The sequence below is a fragment of the Streptomyces sp. NPDC051561 genome (assembly GCF_044454195.1).
In the GTDB taxonomy this organism is placed as follows: Bacteria; Actinomycetota; Actinomycetes; order Streptomycetales; family Streptomycetaceae; genus Streptomyces.
Map to the genome: position 1 here is coordinate 56080 of NZ_JBITDM010000028.1, position 26890 is coordinate 82969.

The following is a 26890-nucleotide window of genomic DNA, read 5'->3' on the forward strand; positions in this document are numbered from 1 at the left end:
TGTATCTCCTTAGCTCTGGGTGTAGAAGGCGGCTTCGGCCATGTCGACGGGGGAGGAGTCGACCGCGTCGGCGATCCCGCCGTGGTCGTTCTCCGTGCTGGTCTTCGCGTCGTCGGCGGCCGCGGAGGCGCTGTCGGCGGCGGAGGTGTAGGCGCCGGCCGCGTCCTTGACGCCGGTCATGGTCAGCGCGGCGTCGGCGAACTCAGCGGTGGTCGCGTCGTCGACGGCCAGCGCCTTCATCGTTTCGGAGGCGTCCAGCATCTGCTCGGCGGCGTCGTCGACGTCGGAGGCGAGGGTGGTGACGGTCTGGGCGTGGGCGTGGACCTTGTGGGTGAGCCAGGCCAGCTTGGTGCGCAGCGCCGCGTAGGTCGCGGCGTCCTTCAGGGTCTCGGTGACGCTCATGCGGTACCTCTCCTGTCTGTTCAGCGGGCGTTGTAGAAGTCGCGCTCGGCGGGCTTGGTCAGGGGGGAGTCGGCGACGGCCCGGAAGATCCCGCCGTGCCTAAGCTCCGCGTTCGCTGAGGCGGTGCGGCACGCCTCCTCGCCGCCCTGGATCTTGTCGTGGACGTCCTTGGCGGCGGCGGCCTGGAGGTCGAGCTGCTCCTTGAGCACCTCGCACTTGCCGATGAGGTTCACGCCGACGCCCTTCTCGGTGATCTCGGCGATGAGCGTGTCGCAGTCCGTGGCCAGCTCCACGGACTCGTCCATGAGTTCCAGAGCGGTTTCGGTGCTGGCCTGGCACAGGGTGGCTGAGCCCTCGGCGAGGTCGATGACCTGGGTGAGGGTCATTACCTCACCGCCGCTGTAGGTGCGGGACTTCCCGGCTGCGGTCGAGACGTGGATGCCCTTGTCGTCGACGGTCGCGGAGTGCGGTACGGGCGGGGTGGGCTGCATCGCGGGGTCCTTCCGGATGTGGTCGGGCAGTGTGACGGTGCGGGGCCGCGGGATGGTGCCCTTCGGGGGGACCGCGGACCCCGGCGCCCCCGTCGTCGGTGGGGCCGTCGGCGGCGGGGGAGTGGGTGGTGGGGTCGTCGGCGGCGGAGTCGGGGGGGCGGTGGGCTTGGGCGGCACCGTGGCCGCCGCCGGCGGGGGTGTTGCCGACGGCTCCGCCGGGGGCGGGGTCGCTGTCGGCGGGGTTGTCGGCGGAGGGGTCGGGGGCGTGGTGGGCTTGGGCGGCACGGTGGCCGCCGCCGGCCCTGCAGCGGGCCCGGCGGAAGTGGAAACGGAAGGCTTCTCACTCGGTTTTTTGAGGTAGCCCGAGCGCCATCCGTCGCGTAGCCCACCGGCCCAATTGGCGCCCGCCAGAAGACCGTAGTGTGTTTTCGCCGCGACGTTGTACGGCGCGTTTCTGAATGTTTCCGGAGTCCGGGTCGGCTCCCATTTCTCTTTCGGTTTGGCGGGGGGCTTCTTGATTCCCGCCTGCTCGTATTTCCCGTGCGTTTTCTCCACGCCGAACAGGTAGCTGATGGCGAGGAGTACGAGGAGTTCCATGACCCTCCCTTCTGTGACTCTGTGTGGTCTCGGGTGGTTACCGGTTACCGGTTACAGGCCCACAGGACCCCGGTTCGGACCCTCCAGCGGGGGGCTCGGGGTACTCCTGGAGGCTGTAACCGGTAACCGGTAACCGCACTTGTTCACTCAGTGCGACGATGAGCCGATGTTGCTCACGGTCGTGTTCGCCGTGTTGAACACGGACTCCAGCGTGGTGCGGATCTGCTCGCTGAACGGCGTGTACGGCAGGAAGATCCCGGAGATGATCAGCATCACGCAGATCACCAGCTGCTTTCCCTTGGTCTTTTTGAAGGTGAAGAACAGAGCCCAGCAGAACAGGGCGAGAGCGAAGAACTGGAGCGTCATTTCATGCACCCTTCTCGAAGGTGAATCCCTTGTTGTTCATGGGGGTTACCGCGCCTGAACCGGAGGGCGCGGAAAGCTTCTTGTAGGCGATGAATCCGCCGCCTCCGACGAGCGCCACCCACAGCCACGGGCTGGAAGTGATGCCGCCTCCGGCGCCGCCACTGGCGGGCTTCTGGGCCTTGGTGTCCGTGCCGTTGAAGGCCGGGGCGTCGCACTCGGGGATCCTTGCGATGTCGTACGAGACGGCCTTGGCGACCGCCGCCGCGCGGAGCTTCATGCACTCGCGGTAGACGGTCATCTCCCGCTCGTACACGGACTTGGCGGCGGCCTCCTCGGTCTGCGCCCGCTGCTTGTCGGCCTCCGCCTCGACCAGGGCGTTCGCGGCGCTCTCCTTGGCGCGCGCACGCTCCTGGGCGGCCTGCTCGGCCTGCATACCGGTGACGGTGATGAGCGTGCCGCACACGGCGACGACGGCGATCGTGCCGCACACGGCGAGCGCCGCGGTATTGCGGCGCATCCCGCCGACCGCGGCGGAAAGACGCGAGGTCGCGGGCTTCTCCGGCTTATCCGGAGTCGGGGTCGTCGGGGGGGGCGGGGGGTTCATGAGGCTGAACTCCTTGTCCCAGTCGATTCCGGACATGGGCGGCTGACTCCTTGTTCAATGCGGAAGAGGGTCTGATCAGGGGAAACGTGCTGTACTGGGTGGGCTGTGGCTGCTTCCGGCAGTCACGGCGAAGGCCAGCCCAACTTCGACTTGGGCTGGCCTTCACCGTGGGTGTCGGACGCTGGGTTCAGCGCCGGCTGCGCGTGCCCGGAAGGTGCGGGTGGCACCACCAGCAGCCGGGTCCGTGGTCGTGCTCAGTCCGGGCGTGGGCCAGCAGGAACGGTGTGGCCACCGCGGCGGCCACCGCCTGCAGGACGAGGACCAGGCCAAGCGCGTACTGGAAAGTGCTCACAGGAACAACTCCTTCTCGGTCGGGGCTGACGCGGTCTGGTTGGCCGCGTGATCTCACGAGACGTTCTTGAAGCGGGACCGTGCGATCTCAAGGCGGCGGCCAGCCGTGGCCCGTGAGACACCGAGGACATCCTTGGCCTCGTCCACTGAGACGGTCTCCGCACCCTTGCGCCGGTACATGAGACTGAGCAGCGAAGTGATCTGCCCCTCGATCTCAGCGTCCCGGGCGAGAGCGGGGCGGCCGGTCTCAACGGAGCGCAGCGGAAGCGGAGTCGCGCCACTGTCCGAAGGAGCCGTCTCACGGCCTGACCTGTGCGTCTCACTCGACTGAGACGCTGTCTCAGTCGTGCTCACTGGAGCGGTTGTCTCGGTGGCACCTGTCTCAAGTGCCCGGCGGGTCTCACCCCCGTCGGTCTCGGCAACGAGCGCCGGGGCCATGCGCGGGTGGGGAACCGTCTCACCGAAGGCGCCGGAATCGGCGGCCCGGGTGTGCTCGGTCTCATCGGCGGGTGCGGCGCGGTCCGTCTCATCCGGCCCGGCTCCGTTGCCGGTGCCGGTCTCACCGGAGTCCGTCTCACTGGGCTCCTTGGTGATCTGGTGGATGCGCCACATCACCCACGGGGCGATGGCGGCGACGCTGACGATGAGCCACCACAGCGGGTTGCCCTTGCCGTCGACGCCGACCAGCCCGGCGTCCGCGAGGTGGTAGATCGCGTTGGCTGCGACCATGAGGATCAGCGCACCGGCGACGTCGCGGTGCCGGCGGAACGCCTGCACGACGTAGACGTCGATCGCCAGCGGCAGCGCCCAGGCAACCTCCGTCGGCCAGCCGCTCATCTTGGCCAGGGCAAACTCGCCGGACGCGGTAAGGACGATCGTCGCGCCCAGGGCCACACGCGGCCCCCAGGTATCGACGAAGTTCTTCCGCCGCTCCTGCTTCGCGATGAGCGCTTGGGCTTCCGCGACCTCCGCACGGGTGGCCTCCAGCTCCCCCCACGCCGTCTGCTGCTCCATGCGGGCACGGTTGCGGACCTGCTCGGCTTCCTCCTGGGCGGCAGCGACCAGACGGCCTGCCTCCTTCTCCGCCGCCGTGATCCGCTCGGAGGCGGCGGTGTTCGCGCTGGAGATGGCACCGGCCGCCTTGGCCTCCGCGAGGGAACGGACCTTGAGCACGTCCTCTTCGGCGCGGACCTGCGCGGCCTCAAGGACCTGCTGCGCCTCGCCGCGCGTGCCGTCGGCGTCCTGCTCGGCCTCGCGCAGCACTTCGGCAACCTGAGCGCGGGCGTCGTCCAGGAGGCGGGCCGCATCCTCTTCCGCCGTCGCGGCCTCCTCGCGGGCCCGGGTGCGCAGGTGCTCGGAGTCCTTCTCCGCCTGCTGACGCATCGCGGCGGCGGCTTCCCGGCGGGCGCGGGCGTCGTCCTCGGCAGCGGCCACCAGGTCACCGGCACGCTGCTTGGCCTCCTCCACCAGGTGCCCGGCGTGCGCGGCGGTGGCGTCGGCCTCGGCCTGGAGCCGGTCCTTGTCCTGCTCCGCCTCGGCACGTACCTGTTGTGCACGGGTACGGGCGGCCTCCACGATCCGGGCGGCCTCCGCTTCCGCCTCCGCCTGGAGCTTCTCCGCGGCCTGACGGCGGCGGGCGAGAGTCTGCTCGGCAGCCGCCAGGTCGCCGTCGGCGATCGTGCGGGCGCGCTGCACGGTCTCCTCGGCAGCCGCGATCTGCTCCTCGGTCAGCTTGTGCATCCGCGCCGCCTGGTCCTTGGCGACCTGAAGGATGCTGTCCGCTTCCGCCTGCGCCTTCCGTGCGGCGCTGTCGGCATCGGCGCTCTGCTGGCGGGCCTGCGCGAGAAGGTCGTCGGCCTCGGTGCGCGCGGCGGCGAGCAGCTGGTCGGCTTCCGCACGGGCGGCCGTCACGAGCGCCTCGGTGTCGAGAGCCGGGGCCGGGGCGGGCTCGGTGACCACCGACGTGTTCGCGTCGGTCGCCGCTGCCGTCTTGGCGGCCGTGGCGGTGGTGGTCCTAGTCGTCGTGTTCTTCTTCGCGGGAGCCTTGCGGGCGGGCTGGCGTCGGGTGCTCACAGGCGGAGTCCTTTCTGGGATACGCCGGCCGGGCCGTCCCTTGAGAGCGGGGCGGCCCGGCAGCGCTTGCGGGGGTGGTGAGTCAGTGAGGCGGCAGCGCCGGCTCAGGACGCCTCCGGTTCCTGGCCGGCGGGCCCGTGGAGGCGGGCGAACCGGGCGCTGGCCATCAGCAGGGCGGTGATGTCCGCGTGGGTACGGTGCTTGCGCTCCGACCACGGCGTCACACGGGCCGAGTCCGATCCGGTGTGGGCCTGGACCACGAAGTTCATGACCTCGGAGGCGATGTACGCGGTGTCGGGGTCGCCGTGTGCGCCGGCCACACCGATGTGTCCCAGGGCGGTGGACAGCGACCGCTGCGGGCCGGGCCCGCTGTCCTCGCGGACGAAGCGCACCAGCGAGCGGACCATCTGCTCGACCGTCTGGGAGTCGTCGGCGGCGAGGTTCGCGCCGGTCGACCAGTCCTTGCTGTAGTCGTAGGCGCGGACCCATCCGTCCTTGTCGAGCAGGGCGCTGGTGGCCTCCAGGTGGCGGGCCACCAGTTCGCCGGAGGACTCCTCGCCGGACGGGCCGACCCACAGGGGCCGGTAGGCGTCGGCGGCGAGCTCGGCCGCCCTGGTCAGCGTCTCGTCGCTGAACACCGCAGTGAGGGCGGGCGGGGTGGGGGAGAGGGTGGTGGTGTACTCGGGCATCTGTGGCATCTGTCGCTCCTGGTGGATCACTCGGTCCGGGCTGTCCGGCTCCCGTCACCGCCCGCCCCGGCCGCCAGAGTTCGGCGGGCGGGGCGGGCGGATCAGGCAGCCGTCAGACCATGGCGAGAGGCCGGTGCGGGGCGATGATCTGGCCGTTGGGCAGGAGCTCCCCGGTGTCCTCAACTATGTCCATCAGTCTTGCGGGTGTCTTTGATGTCCAACTCGCTGTCACAGGAGGGCCTTTAGGTGCTACATGGACGGGTCGTGTTCGCCTGTCCATGTCGTCCTGGGGTGTGGTGTGTCGTTCGCAGTGCAGAGGTTGCGGTTGTCCGAGGACGGGCCGGTCTCGTACACCGTGGTGGGGGATGACGGCTTGCCCGTCGATGACGTGGAGGACTTCCTCGCGTACCTGACGGCGAGAGGCGCCTCGCCGAACACGGTGCAGGGCTACGCCTACGACCTGCGCGACTTCTTCGTCTGGCTGAGGCAGATGGGCTTGGACTTCCGACGCTTGCGGCTGGAGACGCTCGCCCAGTTCTTCGACTGGCTGCGCCGCCCGAAGTCGGCCCGCGCCCCGCAGGTGTTTGTGCTGCCCGGCGTCGGCCAGGCTCTGGAGAACACAACGCTGCAGCGGAAGCGTGCCGCGCTCGCGTCCTTCTACCGGTTCCACGCTCGACGGGATGAGAGCGTGCCCGCGCTCCTGGGCGACCTGTTGACCAGGCAGCCGACGGGCACCTATACGCCGATGCTGGCGCACACTCAGCGCGGGGCCGTTGTTGAGCACAGCCCTATCCGCATCCACGCCCACCGCAAGCCGCCCCGGACACTGACCGATGACGAGCTGCAGCGGCTGATGGGCGCCTGCAACAGACGGCGGGACCGCTTCCTGATCGCGCTCCTGGACGACTCGGGACTGCGGATCAGCGAAGCCTTGGGCCTGCGGCACGCGGACCTCAACCTTCGCAAGGGCGAGGTACACGTCGTTCCGCGAGAGAACAACGCCAACCGAGCCCGGGTCAAAGGGATGAAGGGGCGGATCATCCCGGTGCGGCCGGAGCTTTTCGACCGCTACGCGACCTACATGGAGAGTGAGTACGGCACGCTGGACTGCGACTTTGTGTTCGCCAACCTCTTCCGCGCGCCGATCGGTTCCCCGATGACCCGGGCGAACGTCAACGAGCTGGTCGAGCGGCTGCAGAAGCGGACCGGTATCCGGCACTTCTCGCCGCACGCCTGCCGGCACACCTACGCCACACGGCTGCTGCGGGCCGAGGTTCCGATCGAGGTCGTCGCTGAACTCCTGGGTCACGCAAGCACCCAGACCACGGCAGAGATCTATAGTCATCTCGATGTTGAGGATCATCGGCGGGTGCTCCTGTCAGCCGGGATCATCAAGGACGGGGCACCGGTTCGGTGAACACACCCCGCACGAGTCCCAGCACCGTCGGACTGCTGGCCAAGTTGATGGAGACGGTGCGCCCGGAATTCCGGGCCGAGGTGTTCAGTCCTCCGCGCGACAGCGCGGTGTTCTTCCCCGGTGAGTGCCGCATTCCGTCCTGCCCGACGACGCTGACCATGGGCCGCCTGAAGCTGTGTCGCACCCACCACCATCGCTGGGTGGCGGCTGGACGCCCGGCCGAACTGGACGGCTGGTCCGCAGAGGAGGACACGCGACTTCAGCAGCGGCGCCAAGTGCCCGCCTGCCTGGTCACCGGGTGCAACCGGGCCCGAGCCGCCCACGGGCTGTGTCACCGCCATGCTTCGCGATGGACCTACGCCGGACGGCCACCCCTCACGACCTGGCTGGGAGAGACCCTCTTGCAGCCACCGCGCACACCACGGTCCGCCGAGCGGGATTGCGGGTTCCCCGACTGCCCGCGCTGGACCGACAGCGCCGACGCTCCGCTGTGTCACACCCATCACAGTCGGTGGCGCAAGCACGGCCGGCCAGCACTCGACATCTGGTACGACGAGCTCGCTCGCCGCGGCGACCCGAAGGTTCGCCTGGACCCGTTGGCGCCTGCCCTGCGTCTGGAGTTCCAGTTCGGTCTGCAGCACCGCCTCGACGAGGGAATACGTTTCACCCCCGCCCGCGACGTCCGCCGCGCGGTCACCTGGGCCAGCCAGGCACCTGTCTCCAGCCTCCTGGACTGGGACGAGAGGTCCTGGCGCGACCACGTCGCCCCGCTCGGGCCCGGCGGGAAACGTCATGGCCACAACGTGGTGGCCTTCCGCTTCATCGCGGACACCCGCTTCGCCTTGGAGCACCTGCTCATCGCCGATGATCCGTGGGCCGACCAGTATCCGCGCGACGTCTGGGACCTGCGGCACTTCGCCCTGACCGAGGGAGAGGTCCGCTACCTGCGCTTCGGCCCCATAGTTCAGCCCTGGCTTCGTGAGCTGGGCAAACGATGGTGCCGGTGGCGCATCAGCACGAAGATCAGTGTGAACACCGTCGCGCAGAACCTGCGCTCCCTGCACCACCTCTCCCGGCATCTGCCGCCGAAGGCCGGACCGGCCGACCTGACGCGCGTCAGGATCGAGGCGTGGATCGCCGCTCTGGCGGTCGATTACCCCGACGTGTTCACCCGCCGGGCCACGGTCAACTCCGTCGGCCGTTTCCTCGCAGACGCTCGCGCCCGCGACTGGCAGCCGGTCCTGCCGCGCGACGCCATCATCTACAACGACGCTCCGCCTCCGCCGCCGGCCAAGCCCCGCTGGATCTCCGAACACCTGATGCGGCAGATGGAAAACCCCGCCAGCCTGGCTCTGATCTCCACCGACGATCTCCGCCTGATGGTCCCGCTGCTGATCTCCTGCGGCCTGCGTATGAAAGACGCCCGCCGTCTGCGGTTCGACTGCGTCACACACGACGACACCGGCGCCCCCTACCTGTCCTGGGTCAACCACAAAATCCACGGCCGCATCGCGTTCTTCCCCATCAGCCAGGCCCTGGCCGACGAAATCGCCGCACAACAGAAGCGCGTCCAGGTCCGCTTCGCCGCCGGCAGCCGCTTCCTGTTTCCCGGCTGGCAGTCCAACCTCAACGGCCGCAAAGCCGCCTCGGACACCTGGTGCCGCGAACAGATGGAGACCTGGCTGCAACGCATCCGCCTCATCGACGAACACGGTCGCCCCGCCCGCGTGACCTTCCACCAGTTCCGCCACACGCTGGGCACCCGGCTGATCAACGCCAACGTTCCGCAGCACATCGTCCAGCAACTGCTCGACCACATGTCGCCACAGATGACGGCCGTCTACGCCCGGCTGCACCAGAAGACGCTGCGCGAGCACTGGGAAAAGTCGCTCAAGGTCAACGCCGAAGGCGAACCCGTTGCGCTGCCCACTGATCACCCACTGGCCGACGCCACCTGGATGAGGCTGTCCCTGGTCCGCGCCAAGGTCAGCCTTCCCAACGGCTATTGCGGAGCCCCGATCCAGACCGACTGCGAGTACGCCAACCCCTGCCTGGACTGCCGCTTCTTCATCACGACCGGGGACTTCCTCGATCAGCACCGCCGCCAGCGGGAGGAGACCCGCAAGCTCATCGGCGATGCCAGTGAAGCCGGGCTCTCGCGCATCGTCGAGAAGAACACCCGCACGCTCGGCAAGCTCGACACCATCATCGACGCCCTGGAACAGGCCGGGCCGCAACAGATCGTGGCCGGAGGAAAGGTGACTGATCTCGATGACACCGGCTGACAACGCCCGCTTCCTCGTCGAGGCGTCGAAGACCCGCAGCAGGCAGGCGCGCGAGCGCGCCGAGGAAGCCATCACGTCCGCCGGCCGCCGCAACGAACGGCCCACGGTCGTCGGCATCGCGAACGCCGCTGGTGTCTCCAGGTCATGGCTATACACGCAGACCGACCTCATCACTGCGATCAACCAACTCCAGCAGCGAGCCCCGGCTCTCCGTCACAGTCCTCGGCTCACGGCGAGCGACGCCTCCCTGCGACGCAGGCTGGAGACGGCGCTCGAACGCAACCGGCAACTCCGCGACCAGGTGGCCGACCTCACCCGAAAACTGGAGACCGCCCACGGCGAGATCCGTCGCCTCCGCGCGCTGGCGCCCCCAGCTCTCGACCCTCGTTGAGTCGGACACTCCGTCGCTGCTGCAGCACGAGGAAGACATGTCCATCTCGCAAGGTGCCTGGTCACCAACACCATCCGTGCCAGAGATCGACATAACCTCAAACACCAGTACGGCGTTGCAGAGCAGGTTCCAGCCCTGCTCCGGATGAGCGGCCACGACCTGCGCCGCCTCCCGGTCCGAGCTCTCAGCGGACGGGCACGTCGGCCTGTGCCTGCACAGCGAGTCCGGCATCCGGGAAGTGCTGGTGGAGGTCGTCGCGGTGTCGAGCTGATGGCTGCTTTCCATGGGGCTCTCCTACGGGGAGGGAGGCGATCCCGGGATTGTCCCGGGCTGGAGACATGCTGAAAGGGCGGCTGTCCGCCGTGCGGGCAGCCGTGGTGCGGGGGGGTACTGCGGGGCGGGCCCGAACTTGCTCACTGCTCCCGTCAGGCGGCGCTCCTGCGGGCCAGGCGACGCTTGAAGGAGCGGCGCTCCCTCGCGGACAGCCCGCCGAACACGCCGTACTGCTCGTTCCTCTCCAGGGCGCCGTCGAGGCAGGACTCCATCAGCGGGCAGCGACGGCAGACCGTCTTGGCCTCGTCCTCCCACATGAGCGCCGGACCGGTCTCGCCGATCGGGAAGAAGAGCTCGGGGTCCTCGTTCTCGCACGCCGGGCGGGGACGCTCGATGACGTCCGTGGTGGCGGCGCCGTTGTAGGGGGTGCGTACGATGGAATTGCGCATCAGGGCCTCCCAGAAGGTCCGTTACGACAGCCCCCGGGGTCGCACCCCCGAGGGCTGTTTGCGTGTGTGGCGGCCAGTGGCCGGAGCGTGGTGAGCTCCCGACGCTCTCCGCCGCCCCCGCCCGTGCAGGCGCGGAGACGACGGGCAATGCCGGGGGATTCAGCGGCGGTTGTTCTCCGACCGCTTGTTCTGCTCCGCGTTCTTCCGCGAGAGCTCAGCCTTCTTTTCGTCGGTCATCGGGCCGCCCTCCGCATCTGCGCGAGGGTGCGGCGGGCGCGGCGGCCGGCCTTCGCGGCGCGGGCGTCGCCGTCGGCCACCAGGCGGCACACCAGCTGATGGAAGGCGTCGGTCTCGTCCCGCTCCGGGCCCCGCCGGTTGTCGTCGTCCTCCATGTCCTTGAAGAGGCCGTTCGACGGGGCGATGGTGCGTGTCATGCTGGGCATCAGGTCCTCCGAGTCAGGTCCTGGACAGTCCGAGGGCTGCAATCCCAAGGGCTGTCACGATCACTCCCCAATTGGGGAGTCGACTGCTGTACGAGCAGCCACGGCCCCGGCCGCCCCCTCTTGAAGCGGGGCGGCCGGGGCCGTGGTCGTTCGTGCAACACCCAAGTCAGGAAGCGCCTGCACGAGACGCAAAGTCCTTCGCCCGCTGGAAGATCGAGGCGGGAAGGCCATGCCGGACTCGGAGCTCCTCGACCTCTGCATTGGTGAGGCCGTACCGCGAAGCACCGTTCACGTAGATCGCCAGAGCCTCGTAGTAGCTATCAGGGAGGACACCGCCGTTCTGCGCGATGACGTCGGCGCACTGCGGAAACGCAAGGTTGAGGATGGTGAAGGCGAAGTCCCTCTCCACCGTCCCATGCTCATCCGTGCCGGTCTCGCCCGCGTCCGGCTGCTCCTGAACCGTCCGGAGTCGGTCTTGCAACTCAGCGATCTGGTCCCGGTCGCGGCGCGCACGGTAGTTGGCGTTCTCGTACGCGGCCAGCGCCGCCTTCCGCGCGAGATGCGCCTCAGCGAGTTCGCCGATCAGACGCTGCACCTCGCTGTCCTTCGCCTCGATGCTCACGGCCTGGGCGACCGCCACCCGCTCAGCGCTGGCAAGCCTGTCCCGTAACGCGTCAGCGGTCGTGCGCCGTACAAACGGCAGCCTCATGCGACTGTCCCTTCAGGATGCTGATCAACTCGACTGCCGTACAAGCAGCCACGGCCGTGCCCGCACAAGCACGAGAAAGTGCGGACACGACCGTGGGCGCTCCTACGCCACAGGCGCGTATGCGGCAGTGGCCGGGGCAGAGCGGACCAGGTAGTCCGACATCGTCCACACATCACCGATCGCATACGGCTGACCGTCCGGCCGCAGGACGTCGCGGACGATGAGCGCCCACTGGGCGGCGTCCCGGCGCAGCAACTGCGCCGCCTCGGCAGGGTCGGTAATGAGGACCAGGACCTCGTACTGCCCCAGCGACGTCTGATAGATCGCACCCGGTCGGCGCGGGCCGATCTGCTCGTCAAGCGCCGCTCGTACGGGGCGCAGGGGGTTCAGTGCGGAGATGGTCATCGTGATGCCTCTCTGGGATGGGGCCGTGCACGGTGGTGGGAGGGAGTGGTGGTGCGGACAGCCCGCGGCCCCGGTCGGCCCGGTCTGTGACGGGTCGGCCGGGGCCGCGGTGGTGCAACAAGCGGGGTGAAGGTCAGGAGGAGAAGGGGGTCGTCCAGGCGGGGAACTCAATGGCGCAGGGTCCGCAGTGCATCTGGTGCCGGATGCGGCGCCACCCGGCTGCGGCCGCGCTGGCGAGGGTCGGCTTAGTCGCCCCGCACCGCACGCATTTCGGCGTCGGCCTGACCAGCGACGGCCGATCGGGGAACAGGCGCTTGATGTCGTCCTTGCGCCCGTCCGGGACCGTGACCAGCTCCGGATCCATCGGCGCCTCACACGCTTCCGCCGGCTGCTCGCCTACGAACTCCGGTACGCGCTGCGCATCGGCGGCCTCAGCCCGCGGCAGCACCGACTCCCAGTGCTCTCTGCGAACTGCCGCCGTCATGTACTGGCGGTCGAACCGCCGACGCTCGCGCTCCAGCACCTCACGCCGCGCCCGGCGGGTGGGCTCCTGCCGGCGCAGGCGCTGGAACAGCTCCTCCAGTCGCGCGCCGTCGCGGCACATCCGCGCTGCCGCGCTGGGGGTGCGCTTCGTGCAGGACATGCACCTGTCGATGTGGCCAAGCAGGATCTGGTGTGCCGCACTCGCGCTGAGCGCGACGGGCTTGAGCTGCGTAGCCGCCGGCAGCGTGCCGGTCTTCGGCTTGGGCAGCACCTTCGTCGCCCGGCGGGCGGCGACGGTCGGATTGGTCTCGGCAAGCTGCGTGCGCCAGAAGCGGGCGTCGATGTCGAGGTCAATGCGCCGGTTGCTGCCGATACAGCGGCGCGGGGTGGACTGCTGGTGGTGGTACGGGGTGGTGTGGTGCGGAGTCAGCTTCGGCGTGCCGAGGATGCCGGTGATCGGCGTCCAGCAGCCGCAGTTGGGGCACACGGTGTGCTCTTTGCCCGGCGTCAGGTTGATCTCGTTGGCCTTGAGTTCCGAGGCAACGATCGCCGGCAGGTCGCTGACCTGCTTCGTGCGGGGCTTACGGCGGCGCTTGCGCTCTTTAAGGTCCTTGTCCTGTACGGGCATCGCGGTGATCGACATGCAGGGCTCCTTCAAGAGGAGAGAGGAAGGGTGGCTGCGTCGCGGGTGAGCTCTCCAAACACCAGGCGTCCGACGGGACGTTGTCCTGACTGCTCGGACAGCGCATCAGCGCTGCGACGTGCGGAGGGAGCATCCGGCCTGGTGACCGGCCCAGGGGATTTGGAAGAGCATCGACCCTGGCCCTCCCCCTCCTCAGGGGAAGTGCTTCCTGCAGTGGAGCTGGTCAAGCGGTGCTGCGGTGCCGGGTAACCGTTCGGTCACTCAGGCACACCCCTAGGGTTCCCTACGGTTCCCTAGGGTGTCAAGCGGTACGGTAGGGAACCTAAGATTCGGAACACGAAAGAGAAGGAGGTGTCGGCGTGGGCCGGACCGACAACAGGCCGCCGTACGTACGGATCGCGGATCACTACCGCGACCTGATCATGTCGGGTGCACTGGCCACCGGAACGATGATGCCGAGCATCAAGACTCTGTCTGCGGAGTGGGAGGTCAGCACCGCCACCGTCGAGAAAGCCCTGCGCAAGCTCCGCGAGGAGGAACTCGTCAAGGGGATTCACGGCATTGGGACCGAAGTCATCGGCGCGCCCGTTCCCATGGCCTCGGGAGCCGAGCGACATGACCGCAGCAGCACGACCCACTCCTCGTGGGGCGAGGGCGAACAGTCCAGCGGACACACCGCCGGCATAGTGGCCGCGCCTGAGGAAGTTGCCCACGCGCTCGGCATCGAGGCTGGCGATGACGTAATCCGTCGAAGCCGTGTCTATCGGGATGCGCATGGGCTCATCTCCCACTCGACGTCCTGGATTCCCGCCGAGTTCGCGCAGGTCCTGCCGGAATTGGCGCAGAGTGAACGTCTCAAAGGCGGGCTGTCGCTCGACTTGATTGCCCGAGCTACTGGACAGCAAGTCGCCCGGCGGGTTTTGGAAGAAGGCGCACGAATCGCCACTCCGCAGGATCTGGAGCTCCTGGAGCTGGAGGCCGGTACCGTGGCGGCGATCCTGGTGCTGACCGTGAGATTCCTGGACGCCGACGGCCAACTCCTGGAGCTCGGCATCGATCTAGGTGCCCCAGGCCGAACACGTCGGACAACATCGGAGGCCCGGCGATGAACGCCCGCGATGTCATATACCTGGACGACGAACTTGTTCGCTCCCTGGAGTGCCGTCTGACGGAACTCCTCCGGGCCGAGCGGGCCGACACTCTGACCTTGGAAGGACGGTGCGAGATCAGCCGCATCTCTGCAGCCCTTTCCGGCAGACCAGGACCAGCGCCCCGTGCCATCCTCATGGCGGGAATGCCTGGTGCCGGAAAGACGACGCTGGCGCGCGCCTTCGAGCAGGCCGGGATGGTGCGCCTCTGCCCGGACGAAGAGATGTGGCGCCGGTACGGCCACTACGGACGCGATTACCCTCGCGGGCAATTCCGGGTCAGGGAGGCACCGGTCCTTAAGGACATCGCCCTGGAGCTCCAGGAGCACTTGTCGGAAGGGCGCGATGTCGTGGTGGACCACGGATTCTGGACTCCGGAGGAACGCGGGCAATGGGCAGCTTCCGCGATGGAAGTCGCCGGCTCTCCCGTGCTGATCTACCTGCCTGTACCACTGAAGGTGCGCTGGGAAAGGATCCAAGAAAGGAACGCCAACGCCCTTGTGGATGCGAACAGCATCGAGTTCTCGGAGGAGGATCTTCGACGCTTCGAAGGCCGCTTCGACCCCCCAACTGCCGACGAGCCGCACATCATCTTCAGCGGTGACACGGCCGCCGTATTGGCCGCAGTGGACGAAGCCTGGCCTCGACCCGGTGGTAGCCGACATTGAGTACCTCCTGAAAGCTCACGAGGCTCGCTCCGACCCCGCGGTTGTGGAACCAATCACACCTCCAGACACGGCTGTTGGTACATCACGACCGGCTCATCAGCTTCATCCACGCACAGCTCAACGAGGACTCAACAGGCAGCTACACACGGGATTTCGGGGTCTGGCTCTAGGCTCCGATCATGGCGAAGACGGAGGCCCACGGGGTGGGGAAGCAACACGAGCAGCGCGCTGGATGGATACCGGATCGTCTCCGCGAGCATCGGACGCGGCACGGTCTCTCGCAGGAGGAGGCGGGGGAGCGGCTGCGGCGAGTGGCTGAGGAGGCGGGACTCAAGGAGATCCCGGCTGGCAATCCCCAGACGCTGAGCATGCATGAGCAGGGGGAAAGCTACCCGGGGCCGCCGTACCGGCGGGCGTACTGCTTGTTGTACCGGGCTACGGAACCCGCGCTCGGCTTCCGCCCCGCGTTGCCGGGGGAGGATACGCGCTTCGACGTGACACCGCTGTCCGACCAGCGAAACGGCTCGCACGTGCTGGCTGTCGAGCGTGCGCTCACCCGGATCTCTGATGGGCAGGGTTTTGACAGCTACGGGTGGCAGCAGCGGGTGATGGAGGCGTGGAAACGCCGTCACACCGGTGGTGATCCGCATAAGCCGTGCGTGGTGTTGGTCGGGGGCTATGCCGGTTCCGGCAAAACGGAATTCGCACGATTCTTGACGCAGCTCACTGGCTGGCCGCTCGTGGACAAGGATCCGCTGACAAGGCCGCTGGTGGAGCCGTTGCTTACTGCTCTGGGGTCTCAGCCGCAGGACCGCCATACGGAGATCTACCGGAACCAGGTGCGGCCTGCGGAGTACGCGGCCCTGATGCAGGCTGTGCACTCGAACATCGCCTGCAAGATCAGCACCGTCGTGACAGCTCCGTTCATCGCGGAACTCACGGATGAGCAGTGGATGCAGCGGTTGGTGAACCGGGCTGCCGCGTACGGCGTGGATGTGGCGCCGATCTGGGTGCAGTGCGATGTGGAGTCGATGCACGAGTACATCTCCCACCGCGGTGCCGCGCGCGATGCCTGGAAGCTCGAACGGTGGGAGGAGTACCTGGCCACCATCGACATCGACAAGCGCCCAGCTGTGCCCCACCTTCTCGTAGACAACCGGATGGGCGGGGCGATCTCCCTCGCTGACCAGGCCCGGCAGGCGATCAGGGCGGTGTACGCGTGAACGGGACGCAGGGTGTCATCCTGTACGGCCCGCCGGCATCGGGTAAGGACACCGTCACCGCTGCTCTCACGGACCTGAACCCGGCGTACTCACAGTTCGCTCGGCTCAAGGTCGGCTCGGGCAAGAGCGCCGGCTACCGGATGGGTACCGCAGAGCAGCTGCACGAGCTGGAGGTCGCGGGTGATGTCGTCTACGCGAACACGCGGTACGGCAACACGTACGCGATCGACCGACCTGGCGTCGATGCCGCATTTACGGCAGGGGTGCCCGTTGTGCACCTCGGGCAGATAGACGGCATTCGTGCGCTGGTCGAGGGCTACCCGGCCGACTGGACCGTGGTGTTGCTGTGGTGCCCCCGCGAAGTGACCGCGGAGCGGTCTGCGGGGCGCGGCGACGGCGACACGGAGGCGCGTTTGGTGGCGTGGGAGGCGACGCGTGAGGACCTGGCCGCGCATCCGGGCGTGACCTGGGACCTGAGCGTGGACACTACGGATGTGTCTCCGCGGGATGCGGCGCGGCTGATCGACAAGGTGCTGGCGCAGCGGGCGGGAGCGGCGACGGCATGAACGAGGGCTACGGCTGGGCGAGTCGGTCCAAGGCGTCGGCGAGCGCCATCTCGCTGTCGTCCTTGGAGTCGTCCCACCGGGCCAGCGTGGTCGCGGCCGCGCGCAGCATCTCCGACGGGAGCCCGGCAGCCTCAAGAGTGTCGGCGGCTTCTTCGAGTTCGGGGCCCCAGCGCCATGCGCGTGCTGCGGTTTTGGCGACGTACTCGGGTTCGGCCAGGTACGAGCGGGTGCGGTGTGAGGCGATGTCGGTGAGTTCTTGGTCGACACCGTGCTCGCGGGCCATTCCGAGTGCGAGTGCGGCGAGCACGCGTGAGGTCTTCTGGTACGTCGTGTACGACAGTTTCAGCGCGGACGCGGCACCGATGCCGGTGCCCAGGGCTTGTGTGCGTACGTCGGTGTCGGCGAAGAGGTTCTCGATGCGGGCGACTGCGGCGGCCGGGCCGGACAGGAACAGCCGCGGGGTCTTTCCGTTGACAGGTGGGGAGCCGACGACGCTTCCGTCGATGACAGCCTTGACGCTGGGGGTTAGCAGGTCAGCGATGTACTGCATGCGCTCGGGTGCGATCGCGTTGGCGTCCAGGTACCAGCCGCCGAATCCGTACGACGCGACCTCTGCGGCGACGTCTTCGGCAGCAGCGGGTGGGCAGAGGCTGATGACGATGTCGGCACGGTCCACGACTTCGGCGATCGAGTTCACTGGTACGAGGCCGTGTTCCTCGGCGCGGGCGGTGCTCGCCGGGCTGCGTCCGGCCGGGCACCACAGCACCTCGCGTGCGTTCGCACGAGTGCAGGCTGCGACGGCAGCGCCCATGCTGCCGGGGTGCAGGATCGCGACGGTGGGCTGGTCGTCCACGGCGTTACTCCGAGGTTTCGTTGAGCAGGATGGGGATCGCTTCGGCGGCGGTGTCGACCGTGTGGTCGGCGGTGGCGAGGCCTGTGGGCCAGGGGCGGCCGCGCAGCCAGATCGTGCGGAGGCCGGCTCGTCGGCCGCCATCGATGTCGGTGATGGGGTTATCTCCGATGATCCAGCCGCCTTCGGCGAGGTCGTGTCCGCAGCGGGCGGCGGCCAGTTCGAAGAGCCGCTCGTCTGGTTTGCGGATCTCCAGGTCGCCGGAGACGGCGATGCCGTCGACCAGGTCGGCGAGACCGGATTCTGTGATCTTGCGGCGCTGGATGTCGCTGGCGCCGTTGGTGATGATGCCGATCGTCCATCCGGCCGTGCGCAGTTGGGCGAGACCTTGCACCGCTTCGGGTCGGCAGGTTACGGCGGCTGCAACGAAGCCGGTGTACTCCTGCCACAACTGTTGGGCGGGTACCGCCAACTGGAATACGGCGCACAGCTCAGCAAAATTGGCGAGGTTGGCTCGGTCAGCCAGTTCGAGGCGGAGCCATCGCTCGGTGGCCTCGTCGAAGCCGTGTGCTCGGCACAGGGCGGCAATGGCGTCGCCGTACGCCATCTGACGGTCGACCAGGGTGCCGTCAAGATCGAAGAGGGCCAAGGGCGTGGGCATGTCTGTGACCTTAGTGGCCTTGTGTGCCCGCCTTGCGGGCTGCCCCGGGCAGAACCGGTTCGGTGTTCGTCCAGCGATCTGGGGTCAGGGGGTGCCGGTCGGCCGGAGGGCGTCGAGGGCGGCATCGAGGGTGGGCGGCACGCCTGTCCAACCGTGGGGGATGAGGAGTCGCAGCTGCGCGTCGTCAGGCGGGCCCAGTCGCTTTGGCCTGCAGTCGAGGACCGGAATGAGTCCGAGCTCCATGTTGTGGAGCAGGACGGGCTTGCCCGCGGCGACGACAGTGATGAGCTCCTGCCGGGCGGCACTCCCGAGCACGTGCATCCGCATCTTGCCGGGCTTCGCGCGGGTACCGGTGACGACGAGGCCGTCGAGAGACGCGGCGAACTCCGCCCAGCGGGCGGTGTAGTCGGCGCGGTCAGCGAAGACGGCGTGGAAGTCGAGGAGTTCGATTCCGTCGGGCAGGGCCTGGCGGATGGTGTCGACACGGTGCTGCCAGTTGGGGCGGTCGCGATAGACCGGGGGTGCGCTGAGGTAGATGCGTACCGGGTCGCCGGGGCTGCGGTTTGCGGCGATCTTCCGCATGGCCTGGACGTAGCCGCGCCGGCGCGCGGGCGGGGCGTAGCTGTCGGGTGTTGCTGGGGCGCCGGTCGCGTTCATGCTGCTCATGATGCCGTGCTCCCTGCTGGTGCTGTACTGCGGCCGGTCACGGCGCTGCTGACGCTCGGTCAGGGTGCTTTGGGGGAGCGGCGACACGGTTGTTCTGGGAGTGTCGTTACGCACCGTGGTGGGAGTAGTGTGTCAGCGGATAAGATCCATACGCAGACATGCTTGATCCCCGCGAGGTGGTGCTCCGGGGATCGTGGCCGACGACCTATAGGGGGTCTCGACATGCTGAAGGGTACCCGTACCTTCACTGTTCGATCTTCAGGCACCCGCTGTAGCAGCGACGATACGTTCGTCGCTCCGGCTGGGTGCCTTTTGGGGTTTCCGCGCTTCGACGGAGCGCGGGCGCACCTCTCCCCCGAGGGGGTTGAGATGAGGTAGTCACATTCGGCGGGGCCCGCTCTGCGGGACTTCTAGCCGCCCAGGGCCCGGCTCTCCGGTGATTTGCCGTCACCACAGTCCAGCGCCCTACGTGTCTCCGCTTCGGCCTGCCAGGGCCTCCGCGGAGGGGTTGTCCGCCCCGGTGCCATCCGGCTGCGAACGGTCCAACTTCTTGGTTCTCCCCGAACCTGCATCACCCACCAGGGGGTTTTGCTGTACCTGCCCTCGCGAGTGAGGAAGGCGTGTGCCATTTTGCATTACCTGCTGAGCTATTGCCAGCCCACGCATGCCTGTTTCATCCAGGTATGCCCATATCTGCGTCCTGTGATGTTCCTGAATGCACAGAACACTTCCCCCCTTTGCACCGCCCTGTCCGCCGACACGAACTCGTGCACGCCTTCAGCTCGCCGTGCAGGGCCTCACGCCCGCAGCTCGACCAGTGGGGTCATCAGACTGCATCCGCGGTCCGTGTTCGGTGCTCCCCTCGAGGTCCCCATCCCGTGGGACGGGACGCGTTTCAAGATTTCTACTCACCGTGCGGGAGCATCGGGGGTAATCGGGGCTGATCGTCCTTTGTCCACAGGCCGCCCGTTGCAGGGTCAGCGGGTGGATACCGAATCGCGAGTTCCGGCTGTTCCAAGGGGTGTCTGCCTTGGCGCCTACACCAGCCCCAGGACACGGACGACGTTGAAATGCGCGGCCTTCACGGCGCCCGCTGTTCCGGTCGGGGCGGTGTGCCGATGAGTGTCATGGCAGCATCGGCCGTCGCGCCGGACCGCTACTTCGACGACCTTGTCGACGAGCCCCTCGTACTTCCCGGGCAGCGCACTGCGCTGCGGCCGGTGGCGCCTACTGAAAAGCCGGGCAACGACTGCCCGGAGGACCCCCTGCGCCTCGGTCGGAAGATGCGGCTGCGGCTGCGCGACGCTGTCCAGGCGTTGCTAGCTGACCCGTCGATCGTCGGGCAGTCGGATGTCGCGAGGCTCGCAGCGGTGGTCTTGTACGCGAAGTCGCGGGCGCCCAAGGGCGATAGGAACGACAACGTGACGTCGATCTGGGTTGCGGAGCTAGGCCGGTGGATGGGTGTGGGGGAGTCCACGGTGCACCGCCGTGGGCTGGCCCCGTTGCGTGCGTCTGACGGGCTGCACACCGAGGAGGTCCGAGACGCGCAGGGCTATCCGACGGGGCTGAGGTGCCTGGTGATGCCTTTGTGGCAGGCCCGCACGCACGGCGGGGCCAGGCACCCCCTGGCGCTGTCGAAGGCGGAGCTGGCGACGCTGTTGCGCCTCATCGAGGCGCTGTTCGGGCACGGCTGGACGCCTGAGGACAAGGATGCGACGCCCCCGGGCCTGCTGGCCGGCCGCAGGGGCAAGGGGGCTGCGACCGACCGGCTCGCTCTGCTGCTGATGGTGCTGAACACGAGGGCGTCGGGCTGGCTGCAGCTGGTCGGCGGCTCGGTGAAGAAGCGAGAGGGTCGCGGGGCGGCGACGCTGGCCCGGCTGCTGGGCTGCTCGCCCGCGGGTGCCCGGAAGGTCCTGGCGCGGCTGACGGAGGCGGGTGTCGTGGTGCGGCAGCGCAGGACGACGTCGACGCGGATGAACGGCCGGGCCCGGGTCATGGTGCTGCCGGTAGCCCGCGCGTACGGCCGCACTCTGGCCTCTGTGGAGGCTGTTCAGAGCCCTGAGAGCATGTTTTCGGCGCGTCCCGATGGTGCAGGCGGAGATCATGCTCCGGCCGGTACGGCTGGTGCCCTTGGTACGACTGGAATCGGTGGTGCTGAGGGAACCGAGGGTGGGGCGGATCAGGAGCGTCCCGATGGTGCAGAGCTCCACGCAGTCCACGCTTCTGGGGTTACTGCCGTAGTTCCTCCGCAGCTCTCTTGTGGCTTTTCCGGCGAAGGCCGTGGTGGGACCGGTGGTCTGCCGGAACGCGTGTGCGTGCGCGAGGACCAGGCCGTGGACGGCGATGCCGCTGCCAGGCTGACGCTGGTCGACGGCGAGGGTGGCCCGCTGCGCGGGGAAAAGCCGCAGAAGTCCCCAGTCGCTGAAGCAGGGAAGGGCAACTGCGGGCCGGTGGCCGGAGGCAGCGTGCGGGCCGTCGATGACCGCGGTCAGGGCCGGCAGCAGCGGGGGAGGGTGGCTCTTCCGTCGCTGGATCTGCGGGCCGTCCTGGCACCGGTCCGGCTGGTCTGGGCTCGCCTGGAGCGTCCTCCCGTCCGGCGCCTGGTGGAGGCCAAGGTCCGTACCGAGCTGAGGCGGGTGGCCGGGGTCACCGGTCCCGCCGACGCGCCGCAAATCCTCGCCGACCGGCTTGCCCGGCGTCTGGAACACCAGATGCGGCTGGGGCCGATCACCGATCCGGTGGGCTGGCTGATCGGCCGGGGCCTGCCGCAGATCCAGCTGTGCGCGGAGCCCCGGTGCGACGAGGGCGAATTGCTCGACTCCGGCCGCGACTGCCCGCGCTGCGAAGACCGGCAGGTCGACAGCCGTGCCACCCGCAAGACCGTCGCGGCCGCCGTCGACGCCGCGATGCCCGGAGCGTCCGAGACCGAGCGGCGGGCAGCCACCGACCGGCAGCTGCACGAAACGGTGACGGCCAGGGCGTGGGCGCAGGCGTACCGGTGGGAGCAGGTTCGCGTCCGGCAGGCCGCAGCGAAGGCGGCCCGCGCCGAAGCAGCCGTCGTGCAGCCGGTCATCGACGCTCCGGCCGTGCCCGTGACTTCGGTCGTGTTGCCCGCGCCGCACCCGGCTGTCGCCGTCCCTGCCCCGGACCTGGAGAGCGTCGATGTCGACGACGGCCAGGAGCTCGTCCTCGAGGACCTGACCCCCGACGAGATCCGCCAGTGGCGGGTGCGGGGGATGAAGGACCACCAGGTGGTCATCGACCACATCGACCGCTACGGCGAGCCGTCGGCCCGACGCCTGTTCAGCAACCAGTTGGTCGACCAGGCGGAGCACCGATCCGGGCTCGAGCACCTGAACCTCGGATACTCCACCTGGGGGCAGGCGTGAGCGGCGGCGAGGTGTCCGGCGTCGACCTTGCGCGCCAGGCGTTCACCGCCGCCCGGGAAGCGGCGCGGAGGAACGGTGCCTCCCCGAAGAAGCCACCGAAGCGGCGTACGGGCCCGCTCGTACGCCACGTCGGCCGCGATCCGCTCGGACTCGGTACCGCGCTCGGGATGATGATGACCGAGCGCGGCATGGTCGCCCCGGCCGCCGGCGGCACCCTCCTGGACCAGTTCGAGAGCATCCTCGCCACGACCGCACCCGAGCTCGCCGGACATGTCCAGGCCGTGTCGTTCGACGTCGATACCGGCCACCTGGGCCTCGTCCCCGAGGCTCCCGCGTACGGTACGAAGCTGCGCTGGAGTGCGCCGAAGCTGATCGTGGCCGTCAACGCGAAGGTCCGGGGCGCGCACGTCCGCGCCCTGCACGTTTTACCGCCCGACCCCGGGAGGATCGGGCCCGCCGTACCGGCCGCCGCCCCGCGGCCGTCGGCGGCCCCGCCCGCTGTTCCCTGGCGGCATGCCTCTCCGGAGGGCTACCGACAGGCCATCGAAGCGCACCGCGCCGCTGCGCCGCCGTCGAGGGAGGACCCGGCAATCGCGCAGGCGGTGAAACGGCAGACGGCTGCGATGCGCGCGCTCAGTACCAGGGCGTTCCCCGAGCCAACACCGTCGATCGGCACTGCCCGCGGCCGGCGGCGACGCGAAGCCGAGGCCACCCACGCGATGGCAGTGCGCCGTGCACGGGCGGAACGGACGAACGTTGCTGTCCAGACACCGCAGATGCAGCCCCGGCAGGCGGCGTCGTGACCGGGGTGTCCCGTGCCATTGATGTGCTGGTACGCGGGTCGACCGAGGCGGCTTCCACTACTAGATTTCAAACAGGAGTTCGAATAATGGATGCGTCAGAACCGCTCGGATACGCACCGATACCGGCATACAGCCCCCAGCGCCCCAACGGCAACGGCATCGTTGGGCAGCACCCCGCGACCGCCCCCGGCGGCACGGGCACAGGTACGACAGCAGGAGGAAACCAGTGAGTGACCGCAGCACGATCGAATGGACCGAGGCGACGTGGAACCCGACCACCGGCTGCGACCGCGTCTCCTTAGGCTGTGACAACTGCTACGCCCTCACGTTGGCGAAACGCCTGAAGGCGATGGGGTCCGCCAAGTACCAGAACGACGGCGACCCGCGTACTTCCGGGCCGGGCTTCGATCTGACGGTGCACCCGGACGCACTGCGGGTGCCGTACGGGTGGAAAAGCCCGCGGACGGTGTTCGTGAACTCCATGAGCGACCTCTTCCACGCCCGGGTGCCGCTCGACTACGTGCGGCAGGTCTTCGCCGTGATGGCAGACACCCCCCAGCACACCTACCAGGTCCTGACGAAGCGGGCCCGCAGGCTGCGGCTGTCCGCCGACCGCCTGGAGTGGCCGCCGAACCTGTGGATGGGGGTGTCGGTGGAGACCGCGAAGGAACTGCCCCGCGTGGACGACCTGCGGCAAGTACCGTCCGCTGTGCGGTTCTTGTCCTGCGAACCGCTACTGGGGCCGCTCGACGGCCTCAACCTGAACGGTATCCACTGGGTGATCGCCGGAGGCGAGTCAGGGGCCCGGTACCGCCCGGTGCGGGAAGAGTGGCTGACCACGATCCGCGACACCTGCCAGCAGGATGATGTCGCCTTCTTCTTCAAGCAGTGGGGCGGCCGCACGCCGAAGACGCACGGCCGCACCCTGCAAGGCCGCACCTGGGACCAGATGCCACTGACCCGGCCGGCTACTGCCGCAGGCTGACCGGGCTGCTCCGGTTCAGACGGCCGGGCGGGAGCACAATCCGGCCGTTGTCCTTCAGCTCCTTGAGCGCCTTGGCGGCGTCACTGGCCCGCCACTGGGAAGTCTCCAGCAGCAGCCACTGCCCGAGCTGCTCCAACGTGGTCCCGCCGTTCTTCAAACGTTGCTCGACCAGGGCGAGCAACTCGGGATCGATGGCGTCGCTCTCGAAGAAGGATTGCTGGCCCATCGGTACGCCGCCTCGGCACCGCGGGTCCTTGAAACTGAGCCCGGAACTGCGGTCCACCTTCCACATCGCTGCTTTCATCACCTCCACACCCTTCTTGTGGCCGGTGCCGAAGACGAGGTACAGAGGCTTCCCCGTGCGAGGGACCACCTGGAACTGCAGGCGGTAGCCGAACCCTGCCCGCTGCAGGGCCTCGCGGTAGGAGGCCAGCCAGGCCCGCCACTTCTCCTCGCTCCGCTCCTCGCGGGCGGCCGACTCCCAGTGGCCACGGCCGCCGAAAACGACGTCAAGGAGGTCGGCGTTGAGGTCCTCACGGCGGCTGAACCAATTCGGCCCGAACGTGGTGATCACTTCGCTGGCTGGGTTCCCTGCGATCCGGTGCATCAACTCCAGCGGCACGTTCACACTGCCCCAGCTGTCGAAGACCCCCAGGATGGGATTCCCCCACGCTCCGACCTCGGTCAGGATCCGCTCACTGTCCGGGCCCGCCTCGCCATGACGGACCACCACCCGTACGGGAAGCTGGTCAAGCGGCCCGAACTGGCGGGTGAGTTCAGCGAGAAGGTGCTCGTAGCGGTTGCGCTGGCGCTCGATGAACACCAACTGGACCCGCCCCGGAGAAAGCCCCATCCGGGAGACCGCGGTGTGCTCCAGCAGCCGCCGCAGGGCGAACACCGGCGAGCCGTCCTCCCCGCCCTCGTACCGTCCCGGGCCCGCGAAGGCGTCCAGCAGCGTGACCTTGGGCCAGCTCCGCCCGTTCCTGCCGTTCGGCTGGAGCAGTATCGGCCACCACGCGTCGAAGTAGTGCTGGTAGAGCAAGTGCTTGGCCGCCGTCGCCGGCTCCAACTGCCATAACGGACTGCTCATCGTGCGCCCCCATCTGTCGGCATCCCCACCCCAGAGCACTGACTGTTCGTCACCGAGATTGTGAGTGCCCTCACCGCGCAAGCGCCAGAGGACCTACGCGCCGAGCCCCGCGGCCCCGCAGCGGCCGGCGGAAAGCCCCGGCTGCGCCGGCCGAGAGCACAGGGGGCGTTGGCGTGTCCCCGGCAGTACGTCAGAGCGCCTGACCCACACCCCGAGTGCGGGTCTTTGCAGGTCAGGACAATTGTCAGTGGCAGCCTCTAGCGTTCTCAACACTGTTATCTGCAGGCCGACTTGGAGAAGGGAGTGGCTGGTGGAGCAGGAGGTCCTGAGGGCGTTCCGGTATGCGCTGGATCCCACCGAGGCCCAGGTGGACATCCTTCACCGTTACGCGACCGCGTCGCGCTGCGGCTTCAACACCGCCCTCGGCATGAAGGTCGCCGCCTACGAACGCTGGAAGGCCGGCCGTAACCACCTCATGAATCAGGGCCTCACGAAGGCCGAGGCGACGAAGAAGGCTCCCAAGGTCGCGATGCCCAACCGCAACCAGACCCAGGCCCTGTGGCGTGCCTCCCGCGGCCAGCCCTTCATCGGCCCGCTCCACGAGGGCGAGGAACGCCCCACCCCGTACCCCTGGTGGGAGGGTGTGAACAACCGCGCTTACTACACCGCGTTCGAGGACGCCGCACCATCTGTGAGAGTTCTGCGAGAGACCCGGGAGCCGACCCGTCTCCGCAGGCCGCCGCTCGCAAAAGCCCACTCAAAACCTGCACGTTGTGCGACGGGGTTCTGAGAGGCTGCCGCCATGGATCTCGCGCCCGATCAGGCCGCATTGGCGGTAGAACGTCACGACTGCCCGAACTGTGACGCGCCCGCCGGTAGCGCCTGCCGCACTCGGGGCGGGAAGACCGCCGCGAAGTACCACACCCCGCGCTTCGTCCTCGTCCCCGCGCTCCGCGAGGAACTGGAGATCCCCGTCCCCGCCGACCGGCTCCCCGGCCGCGCGTGGAAGCAGGGCCCCGCGCTCGCCGTCGTGCCCGCGCCCCGCACCGAGCGGCCGATCCGGATCGGGTACGCGAGGACCTCGACCGCCCGCCAGGAACTGGCGAGCCAGCTCGAAGCCCTCCACCGTGCGGAGTGCCACAAGGTCTTCAAGGAGCAGATCAGCACCCGCGTGAAGGTGCGGCCCGAGCTGGAGAAGGCGCTCGCGCTGGCCTACCAGTTCAAGGAGGCCGCCCCGGAGACGCCCGTCATCTTCACCGTCCACGAGCTCAAGCGGCTCGCGCGCAACGCGGCCGAGCTGATGACGCTGTCCGCCGAGCTCCAGGCCGGCGGCATCCAGCTCGAACTTTTCACCGGCCCGCTCACCGGGATCTACGACCCCAACGGCATGGGTGCCATGTTTTTCGCCGTCCTCGCCGTCGCCGGCCAGATCGAACGCAACTACATCCGGGAGAAAACCCTCGAAGGCCAGGCCACCGCAGCCGCCAAGGGCAACCACGGCGGACGCCCGAAGGTCATCGACGACGACATGCTCACCTTCGCCGTCGCGCTGAAGAACAAGGGCGTCCCCGTCCCGGAGATCGCGAAGAAGCTAGTCATCAAGACGGGGAAGAACGCGGGCAAGAACCCCTCGCTCGCCTCGCTCTACCGGGCACTCGCCGAACCGAGGAAGCCGCGGCGAACGACGGCCTACCACTGCGGCCCAAGCCCGTCCGCATCCGCCAGCCCGAGGACCCGCTCACCCCCGAAGAGATAGACCTCCGCCAGCGC

At 68.5% G+C, this 26890-nt stretch carries 28 protein-coding genes and 1 pseudogene; 12 read left to right on the forward strand and 17 right to left on the reverse strand.

Going from position 1 to position 26890, the window contains the following annotated elements; translation table 11 throughout:
• Positions 1-9: 9 nt before the first annotated feature.
• The 7 genes from ACIA73_RS36935 to ACIA73_RS36965 all read right to left on the reverse strand — a co-directional run bounded on the left by ACIA73_RS36935 (position 10) and on the right by ACIA73_RS36965 (position 5582).
• Positions 10-402 (reverse strand): hypothetical protein, encoded by a 393-nt coding sequence (locus tag ACIA73_RS36935; protein WP_399443349.1) that lies wholly within the window; start codon positions 400-402, stop codon positions 10-12.
• A gap of 20 nt (positions 403-422) precedes the next feature.
• Positions 423-893 (reverse strand): hypothetical protein, encoded by a 471-nt coding sequence (locus ACIA73_RS36940; RefSeq protein ID WP_399443350.1) that lies wholly within the window; start codon positions 891-893, stop codon positions 423-425.
• 744 nt (positions 894-1637) lie between these two features.
• Positions 1638-1856 carry a hypothetical protein gene (locus ACIA73_RS36945; protein ID WP_399443351.1) on the reverse strand — a complete coding sequence of 73 codons (219 nt, stop codon included), beginning with the start codon at positions 1854-1856 and terminating at the stop codon, positions 1638-1640.
• Position 1857: 1 nt separating this feature from the next.
• Entirely contained in the window at positions 1858-2496 is a 639-nt protein-coding gene (locus ACIA73_RS36950; RefSeq protein WP_399443352.1) for a hypothetical protein, read from the reverse strand.
• A 151-nt stretch (positions 2497-2647) separates the two neighbouring features.
• A complete protein-coding gene (locus tag ACIA73_RS36955) occupies positions 2648-2812 on the reverse strand; it encodes a hypothetical protein (protein ID WP_399443353.1) in 165 nt (54 codons plus the stop codon).
• A 53-nt stretch (positions 2813-2865) separates the two neighbouring features.
• Complete coding sequence (locus ACIA73_RS36960; RefSeq protein ID WP_399443354.1) at positions 2866-4884, reverse strand: hypothetical protein; 2019 nt, start codon at positions 4882-4884, stop codon at positions 2866-2868.
• A 104-nt stretch (positions 4885-4988) separates the two neighbouring features.
• Positions 4989-5582, reverse strand: a complete 594-nt coding sequence (locus tag ACIA73_RS36965; RefSeq protein ID WP_399443355.1) for a hypothetical protein — start codon at positions 5580-5582, stop codon at positions 4989-4991.
• Positions 5583-5871: 289 nt separating this feature from the next.
• Between ACIA73_RS36965 and ACIA73_RS36970 the strand changes: the two genes are divergently transcribed.
• Genes ACIA73_RS36970 through ACIA73_RS36980 form a run of 3 tightly spaced genes read left to right on the forward strand, consistent with a single transcriptional unit; the run spans position 5872 to position 9666 of the window.
• The gene (locus tag ACIA73_RS36970) at positions 5872-6990 is read left to right on the forward strand and encodes a tyrosine-type recombinase/integrase (RefSeq protein ID WP_399443356.1); all 1119 of its coding nucleotides are present in this window, start codon (positions 5872-5874) and stop codon (positions 6988-6990) included.
• Complete coding sequence (locus ACIA73_RS36975; RefSeq protein ID WP_399443357.1) at positions 6987-9275, forward strand: tyrosine-type recombinase/integrase; 2289 nt, start codon at positions 6987-6989, stop codon at positions 9273-9275. The genes ACIA73_RS36970 and ACIA73_RS36975 overlap by 4 nt, the downstream gene beginning before the upstream one ends.
• Positions 9262-9666 (forward strand): DUF6262 family protein, encoded by a 405-nt coding sequence (locus tag ACIA73_RS36980; protein WP_399443358.1) that lies wholly within the window; start codon positions 9262-9264, stop codon positions 9664-9666. The genes ACIA73_RS36975 and ACIA73_RS36980 overlap by 14 nt, the downstream gene beginning before the upstream one ends.
• 153 nt (positions 9667-9819) lie before the next feature.
• On the opposite strand, the pseudogene ACIA73_RS36985 reads toward ACIA73_RS36980, so the two are convergent.
• From ACIA73_RS36985 to ACIA73_RS37010, 6 genes and pseudogenes are all read right to left on the reverse strand, one after another.
• A pseudogene (locus ACIA73_RS36985) lies at positions 9820-9951 on the reverse strand (DUF5999 family protein); the annotation flags it as partial.
• A 140-nt stretch (positions 9952-10091) separates the two neighbouring features.
• Entirely contained in the window at positions 10092-10388 is a 297-nt protein-coding gene (locus ACIA73_RS36990; RefSeq protein WP_399443359.1) for a WhiB family transcriptional regulator, read from the reverse strand.
• A 233-nt stretch (positions 10389-10621) separates the two neighbouring features.
• On the reverse strand, positions 10622-10831 hold the full coding sequence (locus tag ACIA73_RS36995) for a hypothetical protein (RefSeq protein ID WP_399443360.1): 210 nt from the start codon (positions 10829-10831) through the stop codon (positions 10622-10624).
• Between the two features lie 166 nt (positions 10832-10997).
• On the reverse strand, positions 10998-11540 hold the full coding sequence (locus ACIA73_RS37000; RefSeq protein ID WP_399443361.1) for a hypothetical protein: 543 nt from the start codon (positions 11538-11540) through the stop codon (positions 10998-11000).
• 102 nt (positions 11541-11642) lie between these two features.
• Positions 11643-11945 (reverse strand): hypothetical protein, encoded by a 303-nt coding sequence (locus ACIA73_RS37005; RefSeq protein WP_399443362.1) that lies wholly within the window; start codon positions 11943-11945, stop codon positions 11643-11645.
• 133 nt (positions 11946-12078) lie between these two features.
• Entirely contained in the window at positions 12079-13071 is a 993-nt protein-coding gene (locus tag ACIA73_RS37010; RefSeq protein WP_399443363.1) for a hypothetical protein, read from the reverse strand.
• A 359-nt stretch (positions 13072-13430) separates the two neighbouring features.
• Here ACIA73_RS37010 and ACIA73_RS37015 point away from each other — a divergent pair, with 359 nt between their 5' ends.
• From ACIA73_RS37015 to ACIA73_RS37030, 4 genes are all read left to right on the forward strand, one after another.
• A complete protein-coding gene (locus ACIA73_RS37015) occupies positions 13431-14180 on the forward strand; it encodes a GntR family transcriptional regulator (protein WP_399443364.1) in 750 nt (249 codons plus the stop codon).
• Positions 14177-14887: an AAA family ATPase gene (locus ACIA73_RS37020; RefSeq protein ID WP_399443365.1), complete on the forward strand. Its 711-nt coding sequence runs from the start codon at positions 14177-14179 to the stop codon at positions 14885-14887. Before ACIA73_RS37015 ends, ACIA73_RS37020 begins: the two co-directional genes overlap by 4 nt.
• 179 nt (positions 14888-15066) lie before the next feature.
• Positions 15067-16110 (forward strand): AAA family ATPase, encoded by a 1044-nt coding sequence (locus tag ACIA73_RS37025; RefSeq protein WP_399443366.1) that lies wholly within the window; start codon positions 15067-15069, stop codon positions 16108-16110.
• Positions 16107-16676 carry a guanylate kinase gene (locus ACIA73_RS37030; protein WP_399443367.1) on the forward strand — a complete coding sequence of 190 codons (570 nt, stop codon included), beginning with the start codon at positions 16107-16109 and terminating at the stop codon, positions 16674-16676. Before ACIA73_RS37025 ends, ACIA73_RS37030 begins: the two co-directional genes overlap by 4 nt.
• Positions 16677-16683: 7 nt before the next feature.
• Here the strand turns inward: ACIA73_RS37030 and ACIA73_RS37035 are convergent, their stop codons facing one another.
• The 3 genes from ACIA73_RS37035 to ACIA73_RS37045 all read right to left on the reverse strand — a co-directional run bounded on the left by ACIA73_RS37035 (position 16684) and on the right by ACIA73_RS37045 (position 18853).
• Positions 16684-17529: a DUF1932 domain-containing protein gene (locus ACIA73_RS37035; RefSeq protein ID WP_399443368.1), complete on the reverse strand. Its 846-nt coding sequence runs from the start codon at positions 17527-17529 to the stop codon at positions 16684-16686.
• Between the two features lie 4 nt (positions 17530-17533).
• On the reverse strand, positions 17534-18187 hold the full coding sequence (locus ACIA73_RS37040) for an HAD family hydrolase (protein WP_399443369.1): 654 nt from the start codon (positions 18185-18187) through the stop codon (positions 17534-17536).
• Positions 18188-18271: 84 nt separating this feature from the next.
• Positions 18272-18853, reverse strand: a complete 582-nt coding sequence (locus ACIA73_RS37045; RefSeq protein WP_399443370.1) for a hypothetical protein — start codon at positions 18851-18853, stop codon at positions 18272-18274.
• Between the two features lie 1127 nt (positions 18854-19980).
• Between ACIA73_RS37045 and ACIA73_RS37050 the strand changes: the two genes are divergently transcribed.
• The 3 genes from ACIA73_RS37050 (at position 19981) to ACIA73_RS37060 (ending at position 24030) form a co-directional block, all read left to right on the forward strand.
• Entirely contained in the window at positions 19981-22242 is a 2262-nt protein-coding gene (locus tag ACIA73_RS37050; RefSeq protein ID WP_399443371.1) for a hypothetical protein, read from the forward strand.
• Complete coding sequence (locus ACIA73_RS37055) at positions 22239-23045, forward strand: DUF721 domain-containing protein (protein WP_399443372.1); 807 nt, start codon at positions 22239-22241, stop codon at positions 23043-23045. The genes ACIA73_RS37050 and ACIA73_RS37055 overlap by 4 nt, the downstream gene beginning before the upstream one ends.
• Positions 23046-23271: 226 nt before the next feature.
• Entirely contained in the window at positions 23272-24030 is a 759-nt protein-coding gene (locus ACIA73_RS37060; RefSeq protein WP_399443373.1) for a DUF5131 family protein, read from the forward strand.
• Here the strand turns inward: ACIA73_RS37060 and ACIA73_RS37065 are convergent.
• A complete protein-coding gene (locus ACIA73_RS37065) occupies positions 24014-25120 on the reverse strand; it encodes a three-Cys-motif partner protein TcmP (protein WP_399443374.1) in 1107 nt (368 codons plus the stop codon). The genes ACIA73_RS37060 and ACIA73_RS37065 overlap by 17 nt on opposite strands.
• Positions 25121-25430: 310 nt before the next feature.
• Between ACIA73_RS37065 and ACIA73_RS37070 the strand changes: the two genes are divergently transcribed.
• Both ACIA73_RS37070 and ACIA73_RS37075 read left to right on the forward strand, forming a co-directional pair.
• Positions 25431-25910, forward strand: a complete 480-nt coding sequence (locus ACIA73_RS37070) for a helix-turn-helix domain-containing protein (RefSeq protein ID WP_399443375.1) — start codon at positions 25431-25433, stop codon at positions 25908-25910.
• Between the two features lie 12 nt (positions 25911-25922).
• Positions 25923-26876 (forward strand): recombinase family protein, encoded by a 954-nt coding sequence (locus ACIA73_RS37075; protein ID WP_399443376.1) that lies wholly within the window; start codon positions 25923-25925, stop codon positions 26874-26876.
• Positions 26877-26890: the final 14 nt, after the last annotated feature.